Consider the following 22,793-nt stretch of genomic DNA (forward strand, 5'->3'; position numbering starts at 1 on the left):
CCATGCCGATCTCGAAAGCCGCCGCTCGCGGCATCACCGACGAATTCGCTCGCCGGAGGGGCCCCAAGACCGGCCTGGTCGTGGGCGCGGCCTGGGGGAACCCGGTCCTCACCGCCGCGCTCGAGGCGCTGATGCCCGCCGACCGGCTCACCGTCGTCGCCGACCCGGTCTCCATTGAGGACCTGAAGGCCTCTCTTGCGGCCGAGGGCTCCTGGACCGCCGGGAACGTCACCGCCGTCGCCGCGCTCGCCGACGCCGAACCGGCCGAAGAGGTCATGCTCGCCTCCCCCGTCACCGTCGAGGCCGAGGCGTTCATCGCCGACATCGAGCTGCTGCGGGGGAAGGTCGCGCCCGGCGGCGTGCTCTCCTTCGCCGCCACGCTCACCGCGCCCGCCCGCGAGGAGATCGCCGAGCTCGTCGCCGAGTACGGCATCGGCACCGACCTCATCGTCCGGTCGCTCCCGCCCGTGCGCATCCACAAGCTCCGCATCGGCTCCGCCGCCAAGCGCGAAGGCGAACCGCACGCGATCGCCCCCGCCGAAGACCTCGCCCCCGCGTGGCGCGCCTCCTCGGTCGCCGTCACGCCCTCGATGCACCTCGACTCGAACGGCGTGATCGCCGCCGGGCTGCTCTTCGGGGCCGCTTGGGCCGCGAAGCAGATCAGGCCCTCCTCGAAGGCGTGGGTCCTGCCCGCGCTCGCCGCCGTCCCGGTCGCCGCGTTCTTCCGCGACCCGCAGCGCGAAGCGGACCTGCGCGGCGAGGACGACGAGCCCGAAGCGGTGCTCGCCGCCTCGGACGGGCGCGTCATGGCCGTCGAGACCGTCGTCGACGAGCGCTTCGGCGCCGCCACCGGCACCGCCGGCGCCGAATGGCTGCGCATCAGCGCGTACCTCTCGGTCACCGACGTGCACATCAACCGCGCGCCCGTCGCCGGTGAAGTCGTGGACGTGTTCACCGAACGCGGCGGCTACGCCAAAGTGAGCGCGCCCGAAGCCGAGCACAACGCCGCCTGCTACACGGTCCTGTCGACCCCGCGCGGCCGCGTCGTCGTCGCCCAGCGCACCGGCGCGCTCCTGCGCCGCATCGTCAACCGCACCAAACCCGGTGCGGCCGTGGCGAAAGGCGAACGGTACGGCCTCATCCGGTTCGGCTCCCGCACCGACGTGTACCTGCCCGCGGGCGCCGCCGAAGCCGCGGTCGTCCCGGGAGAGACCATCCGCGCCGGAGAGACGGTGCTCGCGCGCTGGCGTTAGGCCTGGGCTGCGAGATTCTTCAAGTCGACCACTTGGAGGGCGTCCTCGACGGCCGCCGACAGCGGCAGGTCGTCGAGCGCGTCCGCGTCCCACCAGCGCGATTCGCTCGTGGAGCCGCCCGCGGCCTCGATCACCTGCGCGGCGGAGGGGTCCTCGACGGTGGCCGAGTAGATGGCGCGCACGCCGTGCCAGTCGAGCGGGTACCCCTCGGGGCCGATCGCGCGGCGGTGGCGGAACGACGTGACGTTGAGGAGTTCGCCGACCTGGGCGGCCTGGCCGGTCTCCTCGTAGATCTCGCGGGAGACGGCCGCGCGCGGGGACTCCCCGAAGTCGACGCCGCCGCCGGGCAGGTGCCAGGTGCCGCCGCCGGGGTAGCCCTCGGCGATGCGGGCGAGGAGGATGCGGCCGTCGCCGTCGGCGACGACCCCGTACGCGCCGAAGCGCTGGCCCCGTCTGCGGCGGCCCTTCTTGGCTTTCGAGGGCGGGACGGGCCGGGTCTCCTGCGGGGCCTTGTCGACGCGTCCGGCGAGCCGGTCGTCGGCGAGGTGCAGGCAGGCGGAGACGAACGGCGAATGGGATTCGGCGGCCGCGCGGGCCGGTTCGACCCATTCGGCGGCGTCGCCTTCGAAGTCGTCGCCGGGTTCGCCGGTGACCTTCGCGGTGTAGATGATCGCGTTGGTGTGGACGCCCCGCCTGGCGACGGCGACCGCTTCGAGGGGCGCGCCGACGGCGACCTCGTAGCCGGTGTGCTCGCCGACCAGGCGTCCGGCGGCCCGCTTCGGGGGCTCGCCGTGGTCGAGCACGCCGCCCGGCAGGTGCCAGGGGCCCGCTTCGCGCCCGCGGGTCCGCCTCGTCAGCAGGACCCGGCCGTTCTCGTCACGGACCTCCCCGTACGCAGCTATCCGGAATTGCATCCCTCAACTGTACGGCGTGATCACGGCGCCACGGTGAAGCTTGCGAGCCGTGCGTGAGCAGAGGGGCGACGCTTGCGGGCCGTGTATGAGCCGAGAGGCGACGCTTGCGGGCCGTGCGCTGAGGCTATTCCCATTCGATGGTGCCCGGGGGCTTGGAGGTGACGTCGAGCACGACGCGGTTGACGTCGGCGACCTCGTTGGTGATGCGCGTGGAGATCTTCGCGAGGAGCTCGTAGGGCAGGCGGGACCAGTCGGCGGTCATCGCGTCCTCGGAGGAGACCGGGCGGAGCACGATCGGGTGGCCGTAGGTGCGGCCGTCGCCCTGGACGCCCACGGAGCGGACGTCGGCGAGGAGCACGACCGGGAACTGCCACACGGACCGGTCGAGGCCGGCGGCGGTGAGTTCGGCGCGGGCGATCGCGTCGGCGGCCTTGAGCAGGTCGAGGCGTTCGCGGGTGATCTCGCCGACGATGCGGATCCCCAGGCCGGGGCCGGGGAACGGGTGGCGCCAGATCATGGCCTCGGGCAGGCCCAGTTCGAGACCGATCGCGCGGACCTCGTCCTTGAAGAGGGTGCGCAGCGGTTCGATGAGCGCGAACTGGAGGTCGTCGGGCAGGCCGCCCACGTTGTGGTGGCTCTTGATGTTGGCGGTGCCGGTGCCGCCGCCGGACTCGACGACGTCGGGGTACAGGGTGCCCTGGACGAGGAACTCGATGTCCTTCTCGGCGGCGATCTCGCGGGCGGCGGCCTCGAAGGTGCGGATGAACTCGCGGCCGATGATCTTGCGCTTCTCCTCGGGGTCCGTGACGCCCTTGAGGGCGGTGAGGAACTGCTCGGAGACGTCCACGGCGCGCACGTCGATGCCGGTGAGCTGCGCGTAGTCCTTCTCGACCTGCTCGGCCTCGCCGGCGCGGAGCAGCCCGTGGTCGACGAAGACGCAGGTCAGCTGGTCGCCGACGGCGCGGTGCACGAGTGCGGCGGCCACGGAGGAGTCGACGCCGCCGGAGAGGGCGCAGAGGACGCGCTTGTCGCCGACCTGCTCGCGGATGGCGGCGACCTGCTCGTCGATGATCGCCGAGTTCGTCCAGTTCGGCTTGATGCCGGCGATGTCGTGCAGGAAGTGGCGGATGACGGCCTGGCCGTGCGGGGTGTGGGCGACCTCGGGGTGGTACTGGACGCCCGCGAGGCGCGCCTCGAGGTTCTCGAACGCCGCGACGGGGGCGCCGTTGGTGCGGGCCACGACCTCGAACCCGGCGGGGGCCTCGGTCACGGAGTCGCCGTGGCTCATCCACACCGACTGGTGGTCGGGGAGCCCGTCGAGGAGCTTCGAGGGGCAGAGCACGTCGAGCTGGGTGCCGCCGTACTCGGAGAGCCCGGTCCTGGCCACGGTCCCGCCGAGCGAGGCGGCCATGGCCTGGAAGCCGTAGCAGATGCCGAGCACGGGCACGCCGGCCTCGAACAGGGCCTTCTCCACCTGCGGGGCGCCTTCGGCGTACACGCTCGAAGGACCGCCCGAGAGGATGATCGCGGCCGGCTCCTTGGCGAGCATCTCGCTCGCGGGCATCGAGGAGGGCACGATCTCCGAGTAGACGTTCGCTTCGCGGACGCGCCGCGCAATGAGCTGCGCGTACTGCGCACCGAAGTCGACCACCAGCACCGTTTGTCGCATGCCACCAGGGTAACCGGTAAGGGGCCTCACACCGGAAGGCGCGGCTACCCTGATGACGTGCTCAACCCTGGGGTCCGCGAATCGTTCCGCCGGGTCGGCCGGGACCTGCGGTCATGGACGCCGGGCGAGGCCGTGCCGGTCCTCGCGGTGCGCGCCGCGTTCGGCATCGCGGTCGCCATGAGCGCCGTCGCGTTCGCCGGCCACCCCTCGTGGGGGCAGGCCGCGGTCATGGGCGCGTGGCTCGGCGGCGTCGCGATGCTGACCCCCGGCACCCGCACCGGGCCCTCGCTGCCGCTGCTGGTCGGCGCGGCCGGCGCGCTCGGGGTCGTGCTCGGCTCGATCGGCGACCCGATCGTGCTCATCGCCGCGGCGGCCGCCTACGCGTTCACGCTCACGTTCATCGGCTCGGTCACGCACATCGCGGGCGTCACGTTCACCGTCTCCGGCATCATGTTCTTCCTCGCCGATCACCTCACCGCCGAAGCCGGGGTGCTCCTCGCGGCGGTCGCGTGCGCGGCGGGCGGCGCGGTGCAGGCGCTGACGGCGCTCCTGCCCCCGTACTACCGGTGGGCCGAGGACCGGCGCACCCTCGCCGACGCCTGGCTGGCCCTCGCGGCCGAAGCGGACGCGCTCGCCGCCGACCCCAACGCGCCGTTCCGCACCGAGCCGCTCTTCGAGGCCGCGCAGGAACTCGACCGCCGCCGGGCCCTGCCCGCGGCGGTCCTGGAGGCGCGCCGCCAGATCTACGCCGTGTCGACCGCGATCGGCCGGGTCGCCTCGGCGCGCGCCCGCGCCGACGCGCAGGACCGCGACACCGTCGAGTTCTATTCGGAGGCTTTGGAACTCGCCGCCCGGCTCCTCGGCCACTTCGCCGAGCAGATCACCTCCCGCGCCCCCACCGAACTCGACTGGGACGCCCTCCTCGACGGCCTCTCGCAGAACCCGATGGCCACCGCCACCGGCACCATGCCCACCGAGATCGGCGGGCTCCTGCGCACCCTCCACGAGACCGGCGGGTTCGCCGAGCGCCTCACCGCCGGCGGCGACGACGTCGTCGCCGACCCCGCGCTCGCGCACGCCGCCGGCACCGCCCGCCAGGCCGTGGGCCAGCTCCGGGCCCGCCTGCACCGCCGCGACCCGGTGATCCACCACGCGCTGCGCCGCGCCGGCGTCATCGCGCTCGCCATGACCATCGGCCTCGCCTGGCCCACCGGCCACGGCTACTGGATCCCGCTCACCGCCTGGCTGGTGCTGCAGGCCGATTTCGCCGGGACCCTCACCCGCGGCGTCACCCGCGCGGTCGGCACCACCGGCGGCGTCGTCTTCGCCTCGCTCCTGGGGATGCTGCTGCCGCAGGACCAGCTGTGGCTGAGCCTGGTCGTGCTCGCGTACGCGCTCATCGCCTATCTGACGCGGCCGGTGTCGATGCTCGTGTTCGCCGCGGCCGTCTCCGGTTTCACCGTGTTCCAGATCGACCTCTCGGGTGAGAACCCGATCGCCGCCGCACTCGACCGGGGCGCCTGCACCCTCGTGGGCGCGGCGCTCGCGATCGGCTTCTACACGCTCGCCCCCACCTGGCAGACCCGCCGCCTCGGCGACCTCCTGGGGGACCTCGTGGACGCCTACCGCGACTACGCCCGGCTCTCCCTGGACCGCCAGGCGCACCCGGCCGACTACGACCGCAAGGTCATGCACGCCGCGATCGACCAGATCCGGGCCCGCCGCTCCGCCCTCACCGCCGCCGCCGACCAGGCGAAGGCCGAACCGGTCGCCGGGCCGGGCCCGCTCTCGGCGGACGCACTCGGTGCGGAGGCGGCATTGTCAAGGGCGGCAAGGGCCCTGGTGGCGGTGAATGCGACGCTGGGCCGGGACGAGCAGGCGACGGGCCTCGCGGGGGTCGACGCGTTCGCGGACTCGCTCGACACGGCCTACCTGCGGCTGGCGGCGCTGGCCCGGGGCGACGCGCCGCCGCGCGGCATCGACCTCAGCGAGGCCGTGCAGCGCCTCGACTTCCGCCTCGCGGCCATCGAGGACCGGGACACGCGGACGCGGCGCAGCGTGCTGCGCTGGGAGTCCGACAACGTGGTGGAGGCCCTGGACGACGCCGCCCTGCTCATGGCCGGCTGGAACGCCTAGAACAGCGCGGACCGGGCCCGCTGGATCGCCGCTTCGGCGGCGGCCCGCTGCTCCTCGGTGAGCTTCGACTCGAACTCGAGGAGGTCGAGGCCGATCACCTGCAGCTGGTCGGGCAGGTGCGTGTCGTTCGGCAGGCGCGGCACGATCCGCCGCGGCTGGCCCTCGGCGTCGGCCGCGAGGTCGGCCAGGGCCTGGACGAGGGCGTGCATCGCCGTCGCCCGAGAGGACAGGCGAGCGGGCGACCAGTGGCGCGTGCCTTCGACGACACGCCCGATCGCCCGCTCGAGTTCGGTGCTCAAAGCCGCTAGTCGCCCTGGAAGTAGGACAGGAGGCGCAGCAGGTTCCAGTACAGGAAGATGAGGCCCGCGGTGAGGCCGAAGGCCCCCGCCCAGGCGTACTTCTTCGCGGCGCCGTTGTTCGCGGCGTACTCGATCATGTCGAAGTCGAGGATGAACGAGAACGCGGCCCACAGCGTGATGCCGATCGCGATGATCCACTGGAGCGCCGAGGCCGACTCGCCGGGAGCGGCGAACAGGCCCAGGTCCATGCCGAACGCGCCCGCGATGAGGTTGACCATCGAGAGGGCGAAGATGCCGATGCCCGCGCCGACGATGACCTTGGTGAACATCGGCGAGTTCTTCAGGATGCGGAACTTGTACAGCGCGAGCATCGCGCCGAACACGAGGATGGTCGCCAGGAGGGCGTTCACGACGATGCCCGGCCACTGCTGCTCGAACACGGCGGAGACGCCGCCGAGGAGCAGGCCCTGGCCGATCGCGTACGCGAAGGCCACGAACGGGTTCGTGACCGGCTTGAACATCGAGAAGATCATGATGCCGAGGCCCACGACCATGCCGATCGTCCCGAGCATCATGGCGGTGCCGATGGCGTCCGCGTCGTTGTTCGCGATGCCGTCGGCGACCATCGAGTACGTGAGGATCGCCGCGACGAAGGTCGCGCCGACCAGCGCCACAGTACGGACGATGACGTCGTCGATCCGCATGGTCTCAGCCTGCGGAGCCTGGGTCATCTGCCCGTAAGGCCCGTACGCGGCACCCATGTGCTGCTCGTTGTACTGGGTCTTCACCATATTTCGAAGGGATGAGTTCCTGCTCTGCATTGCCATGACCTGCGGTCCTCCGTTGGAATTTCAAGGGTGATTATCAGCCTATCCGGTCACTGCCCTGAACACGACACAGCGGCGAAGCATTCCCTGCTCCGCCGCTGTGAATCCACTCAGACAGCTAGGAGATCACTGTGACCCGTCCGAGCTCGGGCGCCTGGAGCGGCGCCGCGGCGGTGCCGAACTCCGCGAGGTAGTCCTCGAACGCGTCCACATCGAGTTCGCCGAAGAGGCGGTTGGTGCCGTCCTTGAACGCGGTGAACGAGTCGCCGCCGTCGGCGAGGAACGAGTTCATCGTGACCCGGTAGGTCTGGTCCATGGCGATCGGCTCGCCGTTGAGCATGAGCGAGTCGGCCACGATCTGGTCCGTGCCCGTCTTGGTCTTGTCCCATGTGTACGTGAAGCCCTCGGAGACCTGGAGCTGCAGGGTCGTCGAGCGGGCCGCGCTCGGCAGCTGCTGCTGGAGCCCGGCCAGGATCTGCGCGCCGGTCAGGTCGAGCGTGACCACGTAGTTCGCGAACGGCTGGACCTCGAAGACCTCCTTGTACGTGACCTCGCCGGGGGTGCCGGCGCCGTACACGAGGTCCTGGCGCACCCCGCCGGGGTTCATGAGGGCCAGCTCGGCTCCGCCGGTGTCGGCGCTCGCGGTGTTCCACAGCTGCGCGTCGGCGATGAGGCTCCCGAGGGGGAACTCGACGGCGCGGTTGCCGTTCGGCGCGCGCTTGATGTCCTCGGCGATGAGGCAGACCAGGCGGTTGGCGACCTCGTCGTAGCCCTCGCCCGTGTAGGAGGCGATGATGTCCTGCTGCTCGCCGTTCGGCTCCACGTCGCGGGTGACGATCGTGTTCGAACCGGTCACCGACGAGCGCACGATGTCCTTGGTGCGCTTGTCATACGTCGCGTCGATCTGCGTGAACACGCGGCCGTACGAGGACGCGGAGGTGACCATGCGCGGGTTCCCGGCCGGGTCGGGCACCGAGCACACGTACTCGTTGTGGGTGTGGCCGGTGACCAGGACGTCAACGAGCGGGGTCATGTTCTCGGCGATGTCCACGATCGGGCCGGACATGCCGACCGCCGTGCCGTCCAGCGACTCGCACTCGTGGCCGGTGTCCTCGGCGACCGGGACGCCGCCCTCGTGCATGAGCACCACGATCGCGTTGACGCCCTTGCGCTTGAGCTCCTTGGCGTACTTGTTGGCCGTCTCCACCTCGTCGGTGAACTCCAGGCCCGCGATGCCGGACTGGGAGACGATGTCGCCCGTGCCCTCCAGGGTCATGCCGATGAAGCCGACCTTGATGCCGCGGCCGAAGTCCTTGACCCAGTACGGGTCCAGGACGGGCTTGCCGGTGGCCTCGTCGACGACGTTCGCGCCGAGGTATGGGAAGTCCGCGCCCTCGAAGTCCCCGTCGCCTTCGATGATGCGGTTGAGCTCGTCGAACCCGGCGTCGAACTCGTGGTTGCCGACCGAGGAGACCTCGACGCCCATGGCGTTCAGGGACTCGATCGTCGGCTCGTCGTCGTACACGGCGGAGAGGAAGGGGCTGGCGCCGATGAGGTCGCCGGCGGCCACGGTCGTGGAGTAGCGCTCGCCTTCGCGGGCCTTTTCGAGGTGGGTCGCCAGGTACTCGGCGCCGCCCACGGGCGTGTTCACGCCGTCGATCGGCCACGTGTTGGAGGCGCTGGCCTCGATGTAGCCGTGGAAGTCGTTGAGGGCCAGCAGCTGCAGGTCCACCTCGCGGTTGGGGTGGTGCTGGCCGGCGTTGGCCGACCACGCGCCGACGGCGAGCGTGGTCGCGGCGAGCGCCGCGGCGCCGACGACGGCCACGGCGCGGCGCTTCCTTCTGATGGTGAACATGGCACTCCGTTGGAGGTCGATGGGATGGCGGGCCGGGGCTGCCCCCAGTCAGATCCAATCATGGGACGATTGCACCCGAGTCAACGCAGCATAACGCCTTCACAACGCCCCGATAACAGTAAAGACGGCCTATCCCGTAGCACAATGCGACGGTTAGCGCACCCTCACTCTCGCGATACGAGACTCGTATTCGCGCACGTGATCCCTTGCAGCACAGCGACTTGTTACTGACCCGTCACAACTGCGTGTCCACATTGTCGACCCTTGCCCCATGCGAAACCGGTTGCTACAGTCACTGCGAATACAACTCGCATATACAGCTCGTCACCGGTGGGGACTGCTGCGGAGCGGTCATAGGCGAGCAAGACGCCCACAGGGGGTTACCCGTTGACGACCGGCTACTTCACCAATGAACAGCACGACGCCCTCAGAGCCGAGGTCCGGGCCTTCGCCGAACGCGAAGTGCGCCCGCGCGTCCCCGAGATGGAGACCCAGAAGACCGTCCACCACGAGCTCTCCCGCCTCATCGCCGCCCAAGGCTGGCTCGGAGTCACCATCCCCGTCGACTACGGCGGGATGGGCATGGGGCACTTGGCGAAGACCATCATCATCGAAGAACTGGCCCGAGTCTCCGGTGCCATGGGCGCGATGGTGCAGGCCTCCCAGCTCGGGGTCGCCAAGATCCTCCATTACGGCTCGGACGAGCAGAAGAAGACCTGGCTGCCCAAGGTCGCCTACGGCGACTGCCTCCCCACGATCGCCGTCACCGAATCCGCCTCCGGCGGCCACGTGCTCGGCATGCGCGCCAGGGCCGTCCGCGACGGCGACGACTACATCCTCAACGGCCACAAGGTCTTCGTCGGCAACAGCCATGTCGGCGACCTCCACGGCGTGGTCGTGCGCACCGGCTTGGGCCCCAAGGGGCTCACGGCGTTCCTCGTCGAGTCCGACCGGCCCGGGTTCGCACTGGCCCCGCAGCAGTCCACGATGGGCCTGCACGGGTTCAGCTTCGGGGAGCTCCTGTTCGAGAACTGCCGCGTGCCCGCCACGAACCGGCTCGGCGAAGAGGGCCAAGGCCTCTCGGTCGCCTACTCCTCGTCGATCCTGTACGGGCGCTCCAACCTGACGGCGGTGTCGCTCGGCATCCACCAGGCGATCCTCGACGAGACCGTCGCCTACGCGTCCCAACGGGAGCTGTACGGGAAGCCCCTCGCCGAGCTCGACAACATCAAGCAGAAGATCGGACAGATCACCTCACGGCTCATGACGGCCAGGATCACCGCCTACCACGCGGTGCACCTGCTCGACCAGGGCATGCCCTGCGACATCGAGCTGATGAACGCCAAGCTCGTCAACGTGGAGTCCGCACTGGACTCGGCGCGCGAGGCGATGGAGATCCATGCCGCGATCGGCCTCACCACCGAGCGGCCGATCGAGCGGTTCCTGCGGGACGCGTACCACATCTTCGCCCCCGCAGGCACCTCCGACGTGCAGCGCCTGCGCCTCGCCGAGGCGGCGATGGGACGGACCAAGGGCCAGTGGTCCGAGCGCATCGTCAACGGCGAGGCGGTCGCAGTGCACTAGAGCGCGAGATCCGGAGGATCGGCCGGAAGCTCGGGCATGCAGCAATGGGGAGGCGGCGTCGGCCGCCTCCCCATTCGTTCACCCCTGCAGAGAATTGCCGGACTGGATCCCGGCGTTGCGCTCCCGGATCCGGTCCATCACCTTGGCGGCCATGCCCTTGATGATCTCCAGGCCCGGGCGGCCCCAGTCGTGGGTCTCCGTGTCGACCACGCACACCGTACCCAGCGTGTTCCCCTCGTCGTCGATCAGCGGCGCCCCCAGATAGGAGCGGATGCCGATCTTGTCGACCACCGGGTTCCCCGCGAACCGGGGGTAGTCGCAGACGTCCCCCAGGACGAGGGCCTTGCCGCGCACCACCACATGCGGGCAGTAACCGTGGTCGCGGTCCATCTCGCGGCCGACCTCGGGGGCCTCGGAGGCCCCCGCGATCGCCTGGCTGGCCGCATCCGGGGTCGGGGCCGCGAGGCCCGCGAAGTACTGGTGCTCCTCGTCGATGAAGTTCACCATCGCGTAAGGCGCACCGGTGAGCTCGGTCAGCTCGTGGGCGAGCTCATCGAACTCGGGGTCGGGCAGATTGCCGATCCCCAGGTCGCGCAGGCGCTTGGCCCGCTCGGTGGCTCCCGGGTCATCGGGCGTGATCGTGAGTCGGAACTCGCTCTCGGGCATGGACATGCTGGGCTCCTTCACCGGACGCTGGAAGCAGCGGCCGACATCAGGTGCTTGGTCAACGTGACCAGCACCAAGGTCGCGGAACGTGGATCGCGTGCGTCGCAGCAGACGATCGGGATATTCGGTTTGAGGTCCAATGCGGCCCTGACCTCTTCCGGCTCGTAGTGGAAGCCGGATTCGAACTCGTTGACCGCCACGATGAACGACGTGCCCCGCCGCTCGAAGAAGTCGAGCGCCGGGAAGCAGTCCTCCAAGCGCCGCGTGTCCGCCAGCACCACCGCGCCGAAGGCCCCGTCCGAAAGCTCATTCCACATGAACCAGAACCGGTCCTGACCGGGCGTGCCGAACAGGTACAGGATGTGCTGCCGGTCGAGGGTGATACGGCCGAAGTCCAACGCCACGGTCGTCGTCACCTTGTCTCCGACGCCGGTGAGGTCGTCCGTGCCGATCGAGGCCATCGTGATGGTCTCCTCGGTGCTCAGCGGCTCGATCTCCGAGACCGCCCCGACGAAGGTGGTCTTGCCGACGCCGAACCCCCCGGCGACGAGCAGCTTGATGGCAGTGGGCAGTGCTGGTTGTTGTGCTGGCGAGCGGTCAAAGTCGCCGTTGTAGGCCATTGAGGAGTGCCTCCAATACGGTTTGGTCAGTGGGGTCGACGGCCGGGTCCGGAGCGTGGGTGACGATCGCTCCGCAGTCGACGAGATCGGAGAGCAACACCTTGATGACCATCGCCGGCAGGCGCATGTGCGCCGAGACCTCGGCGACCGAGATCGGCTCCCGGCACAGGAGCAGGGTCTCGGCGTGCTCGGCCTCCAACTGCGCCGGCCGCATCTGCCCGGTCGACCGGACCAGCGACAGCAGGTCCATCTTCTTCGTCGGCACGGTGCGGCCGTTCGACACGGTGTAGGGCCGCACCAGCGGCCCCGCATCGTCGTCGAGCAGCGGCTGATGCTCGAAGTCGGCCATCAGCCGACCATTTCACCGCTGGCGGCCGCGGCCCTGCGCACGGGCGTCTCCAGATACGGGCGCACACTCTTGACCAGAATGGACATCTCGTAGCCGAGGACTCCCGCGTCCGCCTCGCGTCCCGCCGCCACGGCCAGGACGGCGCCCTGGCCCGCGGTCGACACGAACAGCAGCGTGTCGTCGAGCTCCGCCACCACCTGGCGAACGCCCGCCGACGAACCGAACTGCACGCCCGCGCTCCGCGCCAGCGAGAACATGCCCGACGCGATCGCCGAGAGCTGGTCGGCCTGGTCGACGCCCATGCCGTGGAACGCCTTCTTGATACCGTCCGAGGACAGCAGGAGTGCGCTTCGCGTGTGCGGAACCTTCCTCACCAGCCCGGCCAACAGCCAGCTGAGATCTGAAGGCGCGCCTGCCTCATCGCCTGCCATTACAACTCCTCATTCCTGTACGGAGAAACGGAACCATCGGATGCGGGGATCTGCGGATCGAAGTCCGCGCGCTGTCGGCCCTGCTGGAACGCCTTCATCAGACCCGGGTCGTGGCCGGCCTCCGAACCTCGGGCCCCGTGCTGCGGCGCATCGCGCAACTGCGGCGCCAGGTGCGTCTGCTTCGCGCGTTTCGGAAGCTCCGGACGAGTGCCCGAACCGAAGCCGTGCCCGCCCGGGTGATCGGGATCCACCTCGGGGATCTCGGCCGTCACCGGCAGGGCACCGGTGTCGACCCTCGTGGCTGCAGTGCTGTGGCCGTTGACCGGTCCGTCCATGCGAGCTTGAGGCACGGAACCACCGTAGTGTCGGGTACCCGCGGTAGGCAAGGGGCGCAGCTGCACCGAGGGAAGGTGCGGCGACGGCGCCGCCGCCCCCGGCTGGCGCACCGGCATCGCCTGCACCGGCGGCGCAGGCAGCTCCCGCGGCGCGGGGGCCTTGGGCGTGTCGTCGCCCAGCAGCACCTCGGGAATCACCAGGATCGCCTGCGTGCCGCCGAAGATGTTGGACTGCAACTGCACCGTCAGCTCATGGCGGTGCGCCAGCGACGAGACCACGTACAGGCCGATGCGGCCGTCCGCGAGCAGCTCGTCCAGATCCACCTGGTCCGGCGTCGCCAGCATCGTGTTGAACCGGTCCCGCTCGTGCGCCTCCATGCCCAGGCCGCGGTCCTCGACCTCGACGGCCAGGCCCGTGCGCACCCGGGCGACCCGGATGAGCACCTGCGTGTTCGGCGCCGAGAACGTCGTCGCGTTCTCCACCAGCTCCGCCACCAGGTGGATGACGTCCGCGACCGCGTGGCCCTTGAGCGTGCCGTCGATGGGGCGCACCAGCTTCACTCGCGCGTACTGCTCCACCTCCGCGACGGCGCTGCGGAGCGCTTCGTAGACGTTGACCGGACGCGACCACTGCCGGTGCGAGGTCGCACCGCCCAGGACCGCCAGGTTCTCCGCGTGGCGGCGGATGCGCGTCGCCAAGTGGTCGACCGAGAACAGGCCCTTGAGGAGATCAGGGTCCTCCACCTGGTTCTCGAGCTCGTCGAGCTGCTCGATCTCCCGGTGCACCAGTGACTGCAGGCGCCGGGCCAGATTCACGAAGATGCCCACGCGCGAATGCACGCTCACCGCATCGATCGGACCCGAAGTCGTCGCAGGCTGCGGACTGCGGGCCGGCGCTTGCGGGGCGGGACGCCCGCTTCGCGCCGTGACCGCCTCGGCGGCCGCACGGAGTTGCCGGGCCTCCGCGGCCAGGAGCCGCAACGCCTCGCCGGTCGTGGCCGCACTGGCCGAGGCGTTGGGGAGCGGAACCGACCATCGCTGGTCGACGGGCAGCTCCCGCTGCAGGTCGTCGAGGACCTGCCAGACCTTGAAATGCGTCTCGACAGTGGCTCGACGGACCGCGACCACCTGACGGCCCAGGTCGGCGTCGACCTTGGAGGCGGCGCTGGCGGACAGGTAGGCCACGAGCGCGATGAGCACCGCGGCGAGGCCGAGCACCGCCGGAGCGGTCCATGAGGGACCGTCCGTTGGAGCCAGATTGAAGAAGACCACGACACCGGCACCGACCAGCACCGCGGATACGAGCGGCAGGAGTGCGATGCGCAGCAGACGGGCCTTGAGATCCCCCGACTCCCCGGGTCCCTCTGCGGCAATGGAACCGTAGGGATGAGGCGGCGGCGGACCGGTGGGCTGGAAAGTTTGAGTTGTGGACAGAGGTGTTTCGGGCATCGCCATCCTCACGACACTGGCCTACGGCTTCCGCGATACCGGGGAAGTGACAAAGTCATTGCAGCACAATGGAAAGCCATGTCCCCACCGGCCGTTTCGACAAAATGGTATCGCGCTCGCCTCCCTGGATAGCACGGTGTCCCTGCGCAGTCAACCTGTCCATGCAGTCCGTACCGAGCCTGAAACTCCCGGTTCACAGAACCGATCCACCAGGTCATCGACGGTGCGAACACAGAGCGTGACGTTATCCGGGGGCTGGGCGACCATCACCCGTTCGGACGGCGATGCCGGGAATGCGAGGAACGACACTCCGAGGGTCGGACGGCCCCACTCCGTCCGATCCCGTTGGCCGACAAGTTCATCCCACCTCCGTGCCCGAGACGGGATTTGAACCCGCAAGTCTCACGACGGCCGGTTTTAAGCCGACTGTGTCTACCAGATTCCACCACTCGGGCCCGTATGCTGCCACGCTAGCGGGAATCCGAGCGTGATGGACCCCCCAAGTTTCCCGTCCGGCGCGCTCACCTGAGGGAACACCGAAGTGTCGTGATTCCGACAGTTGGCGGTCCACTTCCCTTGCGGTACAAGCAACGGCGACAAGCGGCGTGTGCCTCCAGTGTCCCACTTCGACTTTCGGCGTGCTGTACACAAAGTTCAAGCGGCGGCGACAAAGAGGCAGTACGAAGCCCAGGTCGGATGTCGGCCCGCGGCCCGCATTCCGAGCCATCTCGGTCCACAATGGCCTGATATTCACCCCTTCGAGTGATGCCACCAAGACCATTACCTGTCATCATTAATCTATAACCGCCACAAGACTAATCGGATAACTCCCAAGGGGGTGAGCAGGATGAATGGCACAGATCGAAACTCTCAGGCGGCAGTCCTGCGCCCCCGGATCGATTCCCTCACCTCTCAGCTCTGCGCAGTCGAGGCCAATCTCCTGCAAGCAGTGATCGCCTACACCTCTCAAGGGCTCCACAAGGAATGCGACGGCTTCTCCGGCATCCGCGACTGGATCAAGGAGTCCTTCAGTCTCAATGAGGCCTGCGCGGGCCAGATCGCCTCCATTGCCCGCCTTTCCCCGAAGTTCAAGCACCTCACCGAGGCCGCCCTCGCAGGGGCCGCCCGCATCGACGCCATCGCCTACGCCATGCGCCGCATCGAGCGCGAGGGCCTGGCCGTCTACTCCCGGGTCCCCTACCCCGCCCCGGTCGAATCCCCGTACGGCGCAGTGCTCTGCCGAACTCCCGAGGAGCTGATCCGGGAGTACTGCATCCACTCCACCCGCGCCGAACTCGCCGAGCACCTCGACCGCATCTGCGCCGAGCTCTTCGACCAGCAGTCGCTCCTCGACGAGCTGAGCCAGCAGTCCCTGGCCTGGCTGGAGGTCAACCAGCGCCCTGATGGCATGTGGGACATCGAAGGCCTGCTCACCGATGACACTGGGAAGCTCATCAGCAACGCCCTGAAGACCGCCGTTCCCCCTCCTCGCCAAGAGGACAAGGACGCCGATGGTCTACTCCCCCGAGTCTCCGGCCGGAATGCCGAAGCGCTGCACCAGATGGCAGCGGCCTACGGCACCGACCCCTCGGCTCCCAAGCGCCACGGCCACACCGCCACCCTGAACCTCACCTGCGACCTCGCGACCCTGCGCGGCGAGAAGACCGGTCGGCTCCCCATGCTCGACGGCAAGCCGGTCTCCGTCGCCAAGGCCCGCCTCCTCGCCTGCGAAGCCGGGGTCATCCCCTCGGTCTTCGACTACAGCACCGGCGAAGCCATCGAACTGGGCCGAGCCAAGCGCCTCCCCAACACGGCCCTCCGCCACAAACTCGAACTCGAGCAGCCAACCGGGTGCGCCTGGTCCGGTTGCCGGGCTCCGATCGCTTGGACCGAGGCGCATCACTTGGAGCATTGGGCAGACGGGGGCTTGACGGCCGCTGAGAACCTGGTCCTCCTCTGCAGGTTCCATCACGGTCGGATACATACGGGCAAATGGGATATTGAGAAGACCGGCCCGGGCCGCGTCTCGATCCGGCACAAGAGCACCGGCTGCACCGACGAGGAGTGGGAAGCGGACCTTTTCAAGGACTTGCCGAACGGGCATGACTCCACGGAATGGTCGCCCACGTATCGACGCGAGCTGACCGACTATGCCGCCTGGTACGCCCAGAAGAGCATGGAAGCCGTGATCGTCAAGACCCGGGAGCGGTTCCGGAAGACCGAGGCCGCCAAAGAGACGGCACCCGTGGCGATGCGGGAGGACCCGGGCGATCCACCGTTCTTAACCTGCCCTCAGCGGGCGACTGCTGAGGGGAGCGCGGGTCATGGCCAGCGCAGCCCGATTCCCAAGGGGGACCGGGCCCCTCAGCATGTCCAGGGTCGAAAGGGGCACCTGGGATGCGCCCTCGCGGAGTCAGCGGGGAGATCCGACCCGCAGGCCGCAGTGCGACCGGGGAGGGAGCGCACCTCTTGTCGCTGCCAGGTTGAACCCGGGCCAGGTGAGGGCCAAGGGCCGGACTGCAACCGGGGAAGGTGCCATCCCTTTGCCGCTGCCAGGTTGCACCCGCACCCCGTCAAGCCGGTCGGCCGCAACCCAGCCTGGCCGCTACCCCACCCCTTCGTCGCTGCCGGTTGAACCGGAGGGAAATCGGGCCCGGGTCCCGCATCCGGACCTCGCCCTGCCCCTGCCGCTTCGTCGGTGCCCGCTTGAGCCTGGGCCTAGCCGAGCCGGAGGCCCGCATCCGGACCTCGCCCTGCCCCTGCCGCTTCGTCGCTGCCGGTTGAACCGGAGGGAATTCGGGCCCGGGACCCGCATCCGGACCTCGCCCTGCCCCTTCGTCGCTGCCCGCTTGAACCAGGCTCCAGCCAAGCCGGAGGCCCGCGTCCCAACCCCGCATTGACTCTGCCCCTTCGTCGGCGCCCGCTTGAAGCCGCGCCAAGTCCGTCCCGAGAGGGAGTCGGGTCGGCCCCCGTTATCGTCTTTCCGACAATCGGGCGCCGGCGATTCAGGCCACCGGGATCGCCTGCCGCTGCGAGCATGGGGCGGCATTGTCGTCCTACAACGAGGTGGTCAAATGCGACGAGTTCTGGCCAGTGCGGCCGCTGCTCTGGCGATCGGGGCGGTGTGGGCCGCTCCCGCCGCGGCAGAGCCGGTCGGGTCCGAGGTTCCGGTGGCGGTCCAGGCGGCCGACGACACCGAGAGCGTGTACTGCAGCGCGGCGTTCAGCGTCGCGACCGTGGTGCGCGAGTACCCGAGCGCGAGTGCGAAGCAGATCGGGCCGAAGATCCCGGCCGGGACCTGGGTCGACGGGTCCTGGTGCTCGCCGTTCACCGACGGCGGGCAGCACAAGACCTGCGGGTCCTCGTCGAAGGTGTGGGTCGCCGTGGACTGGAACGACACATGGGGCTTCGCGCACGTGGGCTGCATGCAGGCGTACCACGTCGACTGACCGAGTCGTTGCAGACCGGACCGCGGGTCTCTCAGCCGCGGCCCGGTTTCGCCTTCCCGGCGGCCTTGGCGGCGTAGTAGACGGCCTCGCAGAGGTCGTCGACGTCGTCGTTGTCGCGCCAGTCGTCGAAGTCGGCGACGAACACCATCCTCGCCTCGAGCTGCCGGTCGCCCCTGAGGAGCTTGAGGACCTGCTTCCAGTCCGCCAGGTTCGGGTGGTCGTAGTCCCGGCACGCCCCGGCCGGTTCGAGGAGGCGGATCGCCTGCTGCAGGGTGGCCGCGTCCACCTCGTACGACTCCGAGCCGCCCTCGTGGCCGAGGATCGTGGCCATGACCGCGGCCGGGAGCGGGTGGTCGCCGGTGTTCTTGTGGCCGAAGACCAGTTCGCCGGAGACGTCGTAGACCCCGAGTCCGTAGGCGGCCGGGACCTTCCAGCCGGGGAGGTCGGCGGTGAGGCGCTCCCGGGCGGCGGCGATCTTCTCGCGGGTCTCCCACCGGTCGCCGAGTTCGGCGAGCAGGGCGGTCACGGTGGCTTTGGCTGATGCGGTCATGGCGGAAGTCTCGCACTGGAGGGCGCGGGCGCGCGAACCGATGAGGGAGAAAGAGACGGGGCCGCCCCACCGGAAAGGTGGAACGGCCCCGTGCAGCGTTCGCTAGACGAGCTGCTTCGGCTCCGCGTAGTGGCAGGCCGCGCGGGTCAGGCCCGCGTGGTCGGACCGCAGGAGCGGCTCGACGTCGATGCACTTGGCCTGCTGCGATTCCCCGAGTTCCTGGAACAGCGGGCAGCGGGTGCGGAAGCGGCAGCCCGAAGGCGGGTTGGACGGGCTCGGCACGTCGCCTTGGAGGACGATGCGCTCGCGGGTCCGCTCCTTGCGCGGGTCCGGCAGCGGGATCGCCGACATGAGGGCCTGCGTGTACGGGTGGGCCGGGCCGGCGAAGAGCTGGTCCGTGGTCCCTTCCTCGACGATCTTGCCGAGGTACATGACCGCGACCTTGTCGGCGATGTGCCGCACCACCGAGAGGTCGTGCGAGACGAACAGGTACGACAGCCCCAGTTCGTCCTGCAGGTCCTCCAGTAGGTTGATCACGCCGGCCTGGATCGACACGTCGAGGGCCGACACCGGCTCGTCGAGCATGAGCACCTTCGGCTGGAGCGCGAGCGCACGGGCGATGCCGATGCGCTGGCGCTGGCCGCCGGAGAACTCGTGCGGGTACCGGTTGCGGTGCTCCGGGTTCAGGCCGACGATCTCGATCAGGCTGTTGACCCGGTCGCGGCCGCCGTTCTTGAACAGGTTGTGCACGCGCAGCGGCTCGGCGATGATCTCGAAGACCGTCATGCGCGGGTCCAGCGAGGCCATCGGGTCCTGGAACACCAGCTGGAGGTCCCGGCGGATCGGCCGCATCTGGTTGCGCGAGAGCTTCGTCAGGTCGCGGCCCTCGTAGAGGATCTCGCCCGACGTCGGCGGGATGAGGTTCATCATCAGCCGCGCGGTCGTGGACTTGCCGCAGCCGGACTCGCCGACGAGCGCGAGCGTCTCGGTCTGGCCGATCTCCAGGCTCACGCCCGAGACGGCGTGGACCGCCCCGACCTTGCGCCGGAGGATCCCCTTGGCGCGCACGGGGAACTCCTTGACCAGGTTCCTCCCGGCGATGACGGGGTTCGCCGCGGTCTGCGGAGTGTCGAGCATGGCGTTCACTTCTCCTCCTCCTGAGCGTGCAGGGCGGCGGCCTCGGCCTCGGCGGCTTCGACCTCCGCTTCGACCGACAGGTCGGTGGCCACGGCCGCGAACACGTCGTCGGGGGCCTTGCCCTCGAGCTGGTCCGAGAAGTGGCAGGCCGAGACGTGCCCGGTGGGGCCGATCGGCATGAGGGCCGGCTCGACCTCCGCGCAGATGTCCTGGTGCATGGGGCACCGCGGGCGGAACGGGCAGCCCGGCGGCAGGTTGAGCATCGACGGCGGCGTGCCGTGGACGGGGGTGAGCCGCTGGCTGCGGTCCTCGTCCATGCGCGGCAGCGATCCGATCAGGCCCAGCGTGTAGGGCATGCGCGGCTCGTAGAAGATCTCGTCGACGGAGCCCTGCTCGACCGGTTTGCCCGCGTACATGACGAGGACGTCGTCGGTGTGCCCGGCGATGACCCCGAGGTCGTGCGTGATGAGGATCAGCGCGGCGTTGACCTCTTCGCGGGCCTTCTCCAGGGCCTCGAGGACCTGGGCTTGGACCGTGACGTCGAGGGCCGTGGTGGGTTCGTCGGCGATGATGACGTCCGGGTTGTTCGCCATGGCGATGGCGATGACCACGCGCTGGCGCATGCCGCCGGAGAGCTCGTGCGGGTAGGCGTCGACACGCTGCTGCGGGTTCGGGATGCCGACCGAGTCGAGCAGGTCGATGCAGCGCTTGCGGGCCTCGGCCTTGTTGACGTCCGGGTAGTGGACGCGGATGGCCTCGGACAGCTGGAAGCCGACCGTGTAGACCGGGTTGAGGCTGGTCAGCGGGTCCTGGAAGATCATGGAGATCTTCTTGCCGCGGATGCGGGAGAGTTCGGCGTCGCCGAGGCCGAGGAGCTCGTCGCCCTCGAGCCGGGCGGAGCCGGTGATCTGGGCGGTCTTGGGCAGGAGGCCCATGATCGCCATGGAGGTCACCGACTTGCCGGAGCCGGACTCGCCGACGATGCCGAGGCTCTGGCCGCGGCGCAGCTCGTAGGTCACGCCGCGCACGGCGTGGACGAGGCCGTCGTCGGTCGGGAACGACACGTTGAGGTCGTTCACCTCCAGGACCATGTCGCCCTTGGTGCCGGTGGAGCGCTTGGCGCCGTTGGTGCTCACTGAGATGTTCGACATCGCTATCGCCTCACCATCGTCTGCCGCGGGTCCATGGCGTCGCGCAGGCCGTCACCGATGAAGTTGATGGTGAGCGCGATGAGAATGATCATGAGACCCGGGATGTAGAACAGGTACCAGTGCTCGTTGAACGCCGACGCGCCCGCCGCCTCGATGAGGAGGCCCAGCGACGTGTCGGGGCTCTGGATGCCCAGACCGAGGAAGGACAGGGTCGTCTCCGACAGGATGGCGAAGGCGATCTGCAGCGTCACCGAGACGATGATGACGCTCATCGTGTTCGGGATCAGGTGCTTCACGATGATGTGCCAGTCCGAGCCCCCCGCCGAGCGGGCGGCTTCGATGAACTCCTTCTCCCTCAGGGATAGCACTTCGGCGCGCACGGCGCGGGCGATCGAGGTCCAGCCGAAGATCGCGAGGATGAACGCCATGTGGTACCAGCGGACGCTGGAGTCGATGGCGCCCGCGATCGCACCGGTGATGACCAGGAAGGGGATCACGAACATGATGTCGAGGAAGCGCATCATGATCGAGTCGACCCAGCCGCGGTAGAAGCCGGCGACGGCGCCGTAGAGCGCGCCGAGGACGGTGGAGCCGATGGCCACGACGAGCGAGACGTTGAGCGACTGCTTCGTCGCCTGCATCATCGCGCCGAGCATGTCGCGCCCGGCCTTGTCGGTGCCGAACGGGTGGTCCAGGCTCGGGGCGGCCCACGAGGGGATCTCCGAGTGGATCTTGTAGTCCCACTTCCACAGGAAGGGGCCCAGGTAGGCGAACAGCACGATCAGCAGGAAGATGACGAGGCTGACGACGGCGGCGCGGTGCCGGAAGAAGCGGCGGCCCACCATCTCCCACTGGCCGCGTTCCTTGCTGGTGAGGGCCTCCGCGTCAAGGCGGGGCGATGCGGTGTTACTCATAGCGGATCCTCGGGTCGAGCACGCCGTACAGGATGTCGGAGATCAGGACGCCGATGAGGACGACCAGACCTGAGATGAGCACGTAGGCCATGACGACGAACGTGTCGCCGGCGCGGATGGCGTCCAGGGAGTAGACGCCCAGGCCGCGCCAGCCGAAGATGCTCTCGGTGACCATGGCGCCGCCCATCGCGCCGGAGAGGGCGAGGGGCGCGAAGGTCGCGACCGGGATGAGCGCGGTCCGCAGGGCGTGCCGGCGCATGACGGTGCGGTTGCGAACGCCTTTGGCGCGGGCGAGCCGCACGTAGTCGGAGTTCATGACCTCGAGCATGGAGGCGCGCTGGTACCGCGAGATCGCGGCGTAGCCGCCGAGCATGAGCACCAGGGTCGGCACGATGAGGTAGGGCAGGGAGTCGGCGAAGACCTCCCAGCCGTTGCCTCGGAAGCCGGTGGAGCCGGAGCCGTAGGTCTGGAAGACCGTGGAGCCGAGGATCTTGTTCAGCTGCACCGCGCCTTCCTTGAACAGCGAGCCGAGCCAGAACACCGGCATGGCCAGGAACAGGAAGCCCAGGAAGGTCAGCGTGTAGTCAGTGCGAGAATACTGCTTGACCGCGCTGACGACACCGGAGAGAATGGCGAGGCCGATGGACGCGAGGGTCGCGAACAGGACCAGCCGGAGGGTGATCCAGAAGCGGGTGGAGATCTCGTAGCCGATGTCCATGGCGGAGCCCTCGATGGAGGGGCCCCATTCGCCCTTGAGGAGGCCGATGTCGCCGTTGGTGTCACCGATGCCGGTGAGCCAGATCCAGTAGCGCTCGGGGATGGACCGGTCGTAGTACAGCGACTCCTCGAGGGCGTCGACGGTCGACTGGGGCACCGGTTCGCCGGTGGACTGCTGGATCTCGAAGACCATGTCCTGGACGGGGTCGTTCACCGCGTCGACCAGGACAAAGCACAAGATAGTGGCTCCCAGCAGCACCGGGATCATCAGTAGGATGCGCCGGATTATGAATACAACCATAATGCCTCGTTAACGGTTTCTCTGGTGTGGACCGGTTCGCCTGCCGACCGGCCCGGCCGCGCAGCGACGCGGCCTCTCCTACGGCTCACTGACTCCCCATTCTGCGGCCGGGTCCGTGAGCCCCTGGCACTGTTCCAAACTTCTTCCGGTTCGCGGTGCGCCTGCGGCTCCGCTCGGGTTCTGCTCG

General features: G+C 69.2%; 20 protein-coding genes and 1 tRNA gene. 5 read left to right on the top strand and 16 right to left on the bottom strand.

What is annotated here, in order from left to right:
- Positions 1 to 2: 2 nt before the first annotated feature.
- On the top strand, positions 3 to 1,253 hold the full coding sequence (locus QWI33_RS14535) for a phosphatidylserine decarboxylase (protein WP_289957871.1): 1,251 nt from the start codon (positions 3 to 5) through the stop codon (positions 1,251 to 1,253).
- On the opposite strand, the gene QWI33_RS14540 is transcribed toward QWI33_RS14535, so the two are convergent.
- Positions 1,250 to 2,167: an NUDIX hydrolase gene (locus QWI33_RS14540; protein WP_289957872.1), complete on the bottom strand. Its 918-nt coding sequence runs from the start codon at positions 2,165 to 2,167 to the stop codon at positions 1,250 to 1,252. The genes QWI33_RS14535 and QWI33_RS14540 overlap by 4 nt on opposite strands.
- Before the next feature lie 124 nt (positions 2,168 to 2,291).
- A complete protein-coding gene (gene guaA, locus QWI33_RS14545) occupies positions 2,292 to 3,836 on the bottom strand; it encodes a glutamine-hydrolyzing GMP synthase (RefSeq protein WP_289957873.1) in 1,545 nt (514 codons plus the stop codon).
- 57 nt (positions 3,837 to 3,893) lie between these two features.
- Here guaA and QWI33_RS14550 point away from each other — a divergent pair, with 57 nt between their 5' ends.
- Positions 3,894 to 5,972 (top strand): FUSC family protein, encoded by a 2,079-nt coding sequence (locus QWI33_RS14550; protein ID WP_289957874.1) that lies wholly within the window; start codon positions 3,894 to 3,896, stop codon positions 5,970 to 5,972.
- Here the strand turns inward: QWI33_RS14550 and QWI33_RS14555 are convergent.
- From QWI33_RS14555 to QWI33_RS14565, 3 genes are all read right to left on the bottom strand, one after another.
- Positions 5,969 to 6,271, bottom strand: coding sequence for a hypothetical protein (locus QWI33_RS14555; RefSeq protein ID WP_289957875.1), 303 nt, complete (start codon positions 6,269 to 6,271; stop codon positions 5,969 to 5,971). The genes QWI33_RS14550 and QWI33_RS14555 overlap by 4 nt on opposite strands.
- A 5-nt stretch (positions 6,272 to 6,276) precedes the next feature.
- On the bottom strand, positions 6,277 to 7,062 hold the full coding sequence (locus tag QWI33_RS14560; RefSeq protein ID WP_289957876.1) for a Bax inhibitor-1/YccA family protein: 786 nt from the start codon (positions 7,060 to 7,062) through the stop codon (positions 6,277 to 6,279).
- A gap of 154 nt (positions 7,063 to 7,216) precedes the next feature.
- On the bottom strand, positions 7,217 to 8,953 hold the full coding sequence (locus QWI33_RS14565; protein WP_289957877.1) for a bifunctional metallophosphatase/5'-nucleotidase: 1,737 nt from the start codon (positions 8,951 to 8,953) through the stop codon (positions 7,217 to 7,219).
- A gap of 387 nt (positions 8,954 to 9,340) precedes the next feature.
- On the opposite strand from QWI33_RS14565, the gene QWI33_RS14570 reads away from it, so the two are divergent.
- The gene (locus tag QWI33_RS14570; protein ID WP_289957878.1) at positions 9,341 to 10,537 is read left to right on the top strand and encodes an acyl-CoA dehydrogenase family protein; all 1,197 of its coding nucleotides are present in this window, start codon (positions 9,341 to 9,343) and stop codon (positions 10,535 to 10,537) included.
- 78 nt (positions 10,538 to 10,615) lie between these two features.
- Here QWI33_RS14570 and QWI33_RS14575 read toward each other — a convergent pair whose 3' ends face one another.
- The 6 genes from QWI33_RS14575 to QWI33_RS14600 form a co-directional block, all read right to left on the bottom strand.
- Positions 10,616 to 11,209, bottom strand: a complete 594-nt coding sequence (locus QWI33_RS14575; RefSeq protein ID WP_289957879.1) for a GAF domain-containing protein — start codon at positions 11,207 to 11,209, stop codon at positions 10,616 to 10,618.
- Positions 11,210 to 11,220: 11 nt separating this feature from the next.
- A complete protein-coding gene (locus QWI33_RS14580) occupies positions 11,221 to 11,823 on the bottom strand; it encodes a GTP-binding protein (protein ID WP_289957880.1) in 603 nt (200 codons plus the stop codon).
- Complete coding sequence (locus QWI33_RS14585; protein WP_289957881.1) at positions 11,801 to 12,172, bottom strand: DUF742 domain-containing protein; 372 nt, start codon at positions 12,170 to 12,172, stop codon at positions 11,801 to 11,803. Before QWI33_RS14585 ends, QWI33_RS14580 begins: the two co-directional genes overlap by 23 nt.
- Positions 12,172 to 12,603, bottom strand: coding sequence for a roadblock/LC7 domain-containing protein (locus QWI33_RS14590; protein WP_289957882.1), 432 nt, complete (start codon positions 12,601 to 12,603; stop codon positions 12,172 to 12,174). The genes QWI33_RS14585 and QWI33_RS14590 overlap by 1 nt, the downstream gene beginning before the upstream one ends.
- Positions 12,603 to 14,393 (bottom strand): sensor histidine kinase, encoded by a 1,791-nt coding sequence (locus tag QWI33_RS14595; RefSeq protein ID WP_289957883.1) that lies wholly within the window; start codon positions 14,391 to 14,393, stop codon positions 12,603 to 12,605. Before QWI33_RS14595 ends, QWI33_RS14590 begins: the two co-directional genes overlap by 1 nt.
- 366 nt (positions 14,394 to 14,759) lie before the next feature.
- A tRNA-Leu gene (locus tag QWI33_RS14600) sits at positions 14,760 to 14,842 on the bottom strand.
- Between the two features lie 494 nt (positions 14,843 to 15,336).
- Here QWI33_RS14600 and QWI33_RS14605 point away from each other — a divergent pair.
- Both QWI33_RS14605 and QWI33_RS14610 read left to right on the top strand, forming a co-directional pair.
- Positions 15,337 to 17,022 carry an HNH endonuclease signature motif containing protein gene (locus QWI33_RS14605; RefSeq protein WP_289957884.1) on the top strand — a complete coding sequence of 562 codons (1,686 nt, stop codon included), beginning with the start codon at positions 15,337 to 15,339 and terminating at the stop codon, positions 17,020 to 17,022.
- A 439-nt stretch (positions 17,023 to 17,461) separates the two neighbouring features.
- Positions 17,462 to 17,836 carry a hypothetical protein gene (locus QWI33_RS14610; RefSeq protein WP_289957885.1) on the top strand — a complete coding sequence of 125 codons (375 nt, stop codon included), beginning with the start codon at positions 17,462 to 17,464 and terminating at the stop codon, positions 17,834 to 17,836.
- A gap of 31 nt (positions 17,837 to 17,867) precedes the next feature.
- On the opposite strand, the gene QWI33_RS14615 is transcribed toward QWI33_RS14610, so the two are convergent.
- From QWI33_RS14615 to QWI33_RS14635, 5 genes are all read right to left on the bottom strand, one after another.
- The gene (locus QWI33_RS14615) at positions 17,868 to 18,386 is read right to left on the bottom strand and encodes a hypothetical protein (RefSeq protein WP_289957886.1); all 519 of its coding nucleotides are present in this window, start codon (positions 18,384 to 18,386) and stop codon (positions 17,868 to 17,870) included.
- A 102-nt stretch (positions 18,387 to 18,488) separates the two neighbouring features.
- A complete protein-coding gene (locus QWI33_RS14620; RefSeq protein WP_289958323.1) occupies positions 18,489 to 19,523 on the bottom strand; it encodes an ABC transporter ATP-binding protein in 1,035 nt (344 codons plus the stop codon).
- A 5-nt stretch (positions 19,524 to 19,528) separates the two neighbouring features.
- Positions 19,529 to 20,674: an ABC transporter ATP-binding protein gene (locus tag QWI33_RS14625; protein ID WP_289957887.1), complete on the bottom strand. Its 1,146-nt coding sequence runs from the start codon at positions 20,672 to 20,674 to the stop codon at positions 19,529 to 19,531.
- A 2-nt stretch (positions 20,675 to 20,676) separates the two neighbouring features.
- Positions 20,677 to 21,588: an ABC transporter permease gene (locus QWI33_RS14630; protein WP_289957888.1), complete on the bottom strand. Its 912-nt coding sequence runs from the start codon at positions 21,586 to 21,588 to the stop codon at positions 20,677 to 20,679.
- Positions 21,581 to 22,606 (bottom strand): ABC transporter permease, encoded by a 1,026-nt coding sequence (locus QWI33_RS14635; RefSeq protein WP_289957889.1) that lies wholly within the window; start codon positions 22,604 to 22,606, stop codon positions 21,581 to 21,583. Before QWI33_RS14635 ends, QWI33_RS14630 begins: the two co-directional genes overlap by 8 nt.
- Between the last annotated feature and the right edge of the window lie 187 nt (positions 22,607 to 22,793).

The sequence above is a fragment of the Glycomyces tritici genome (genome assembly GCF_030403505.1).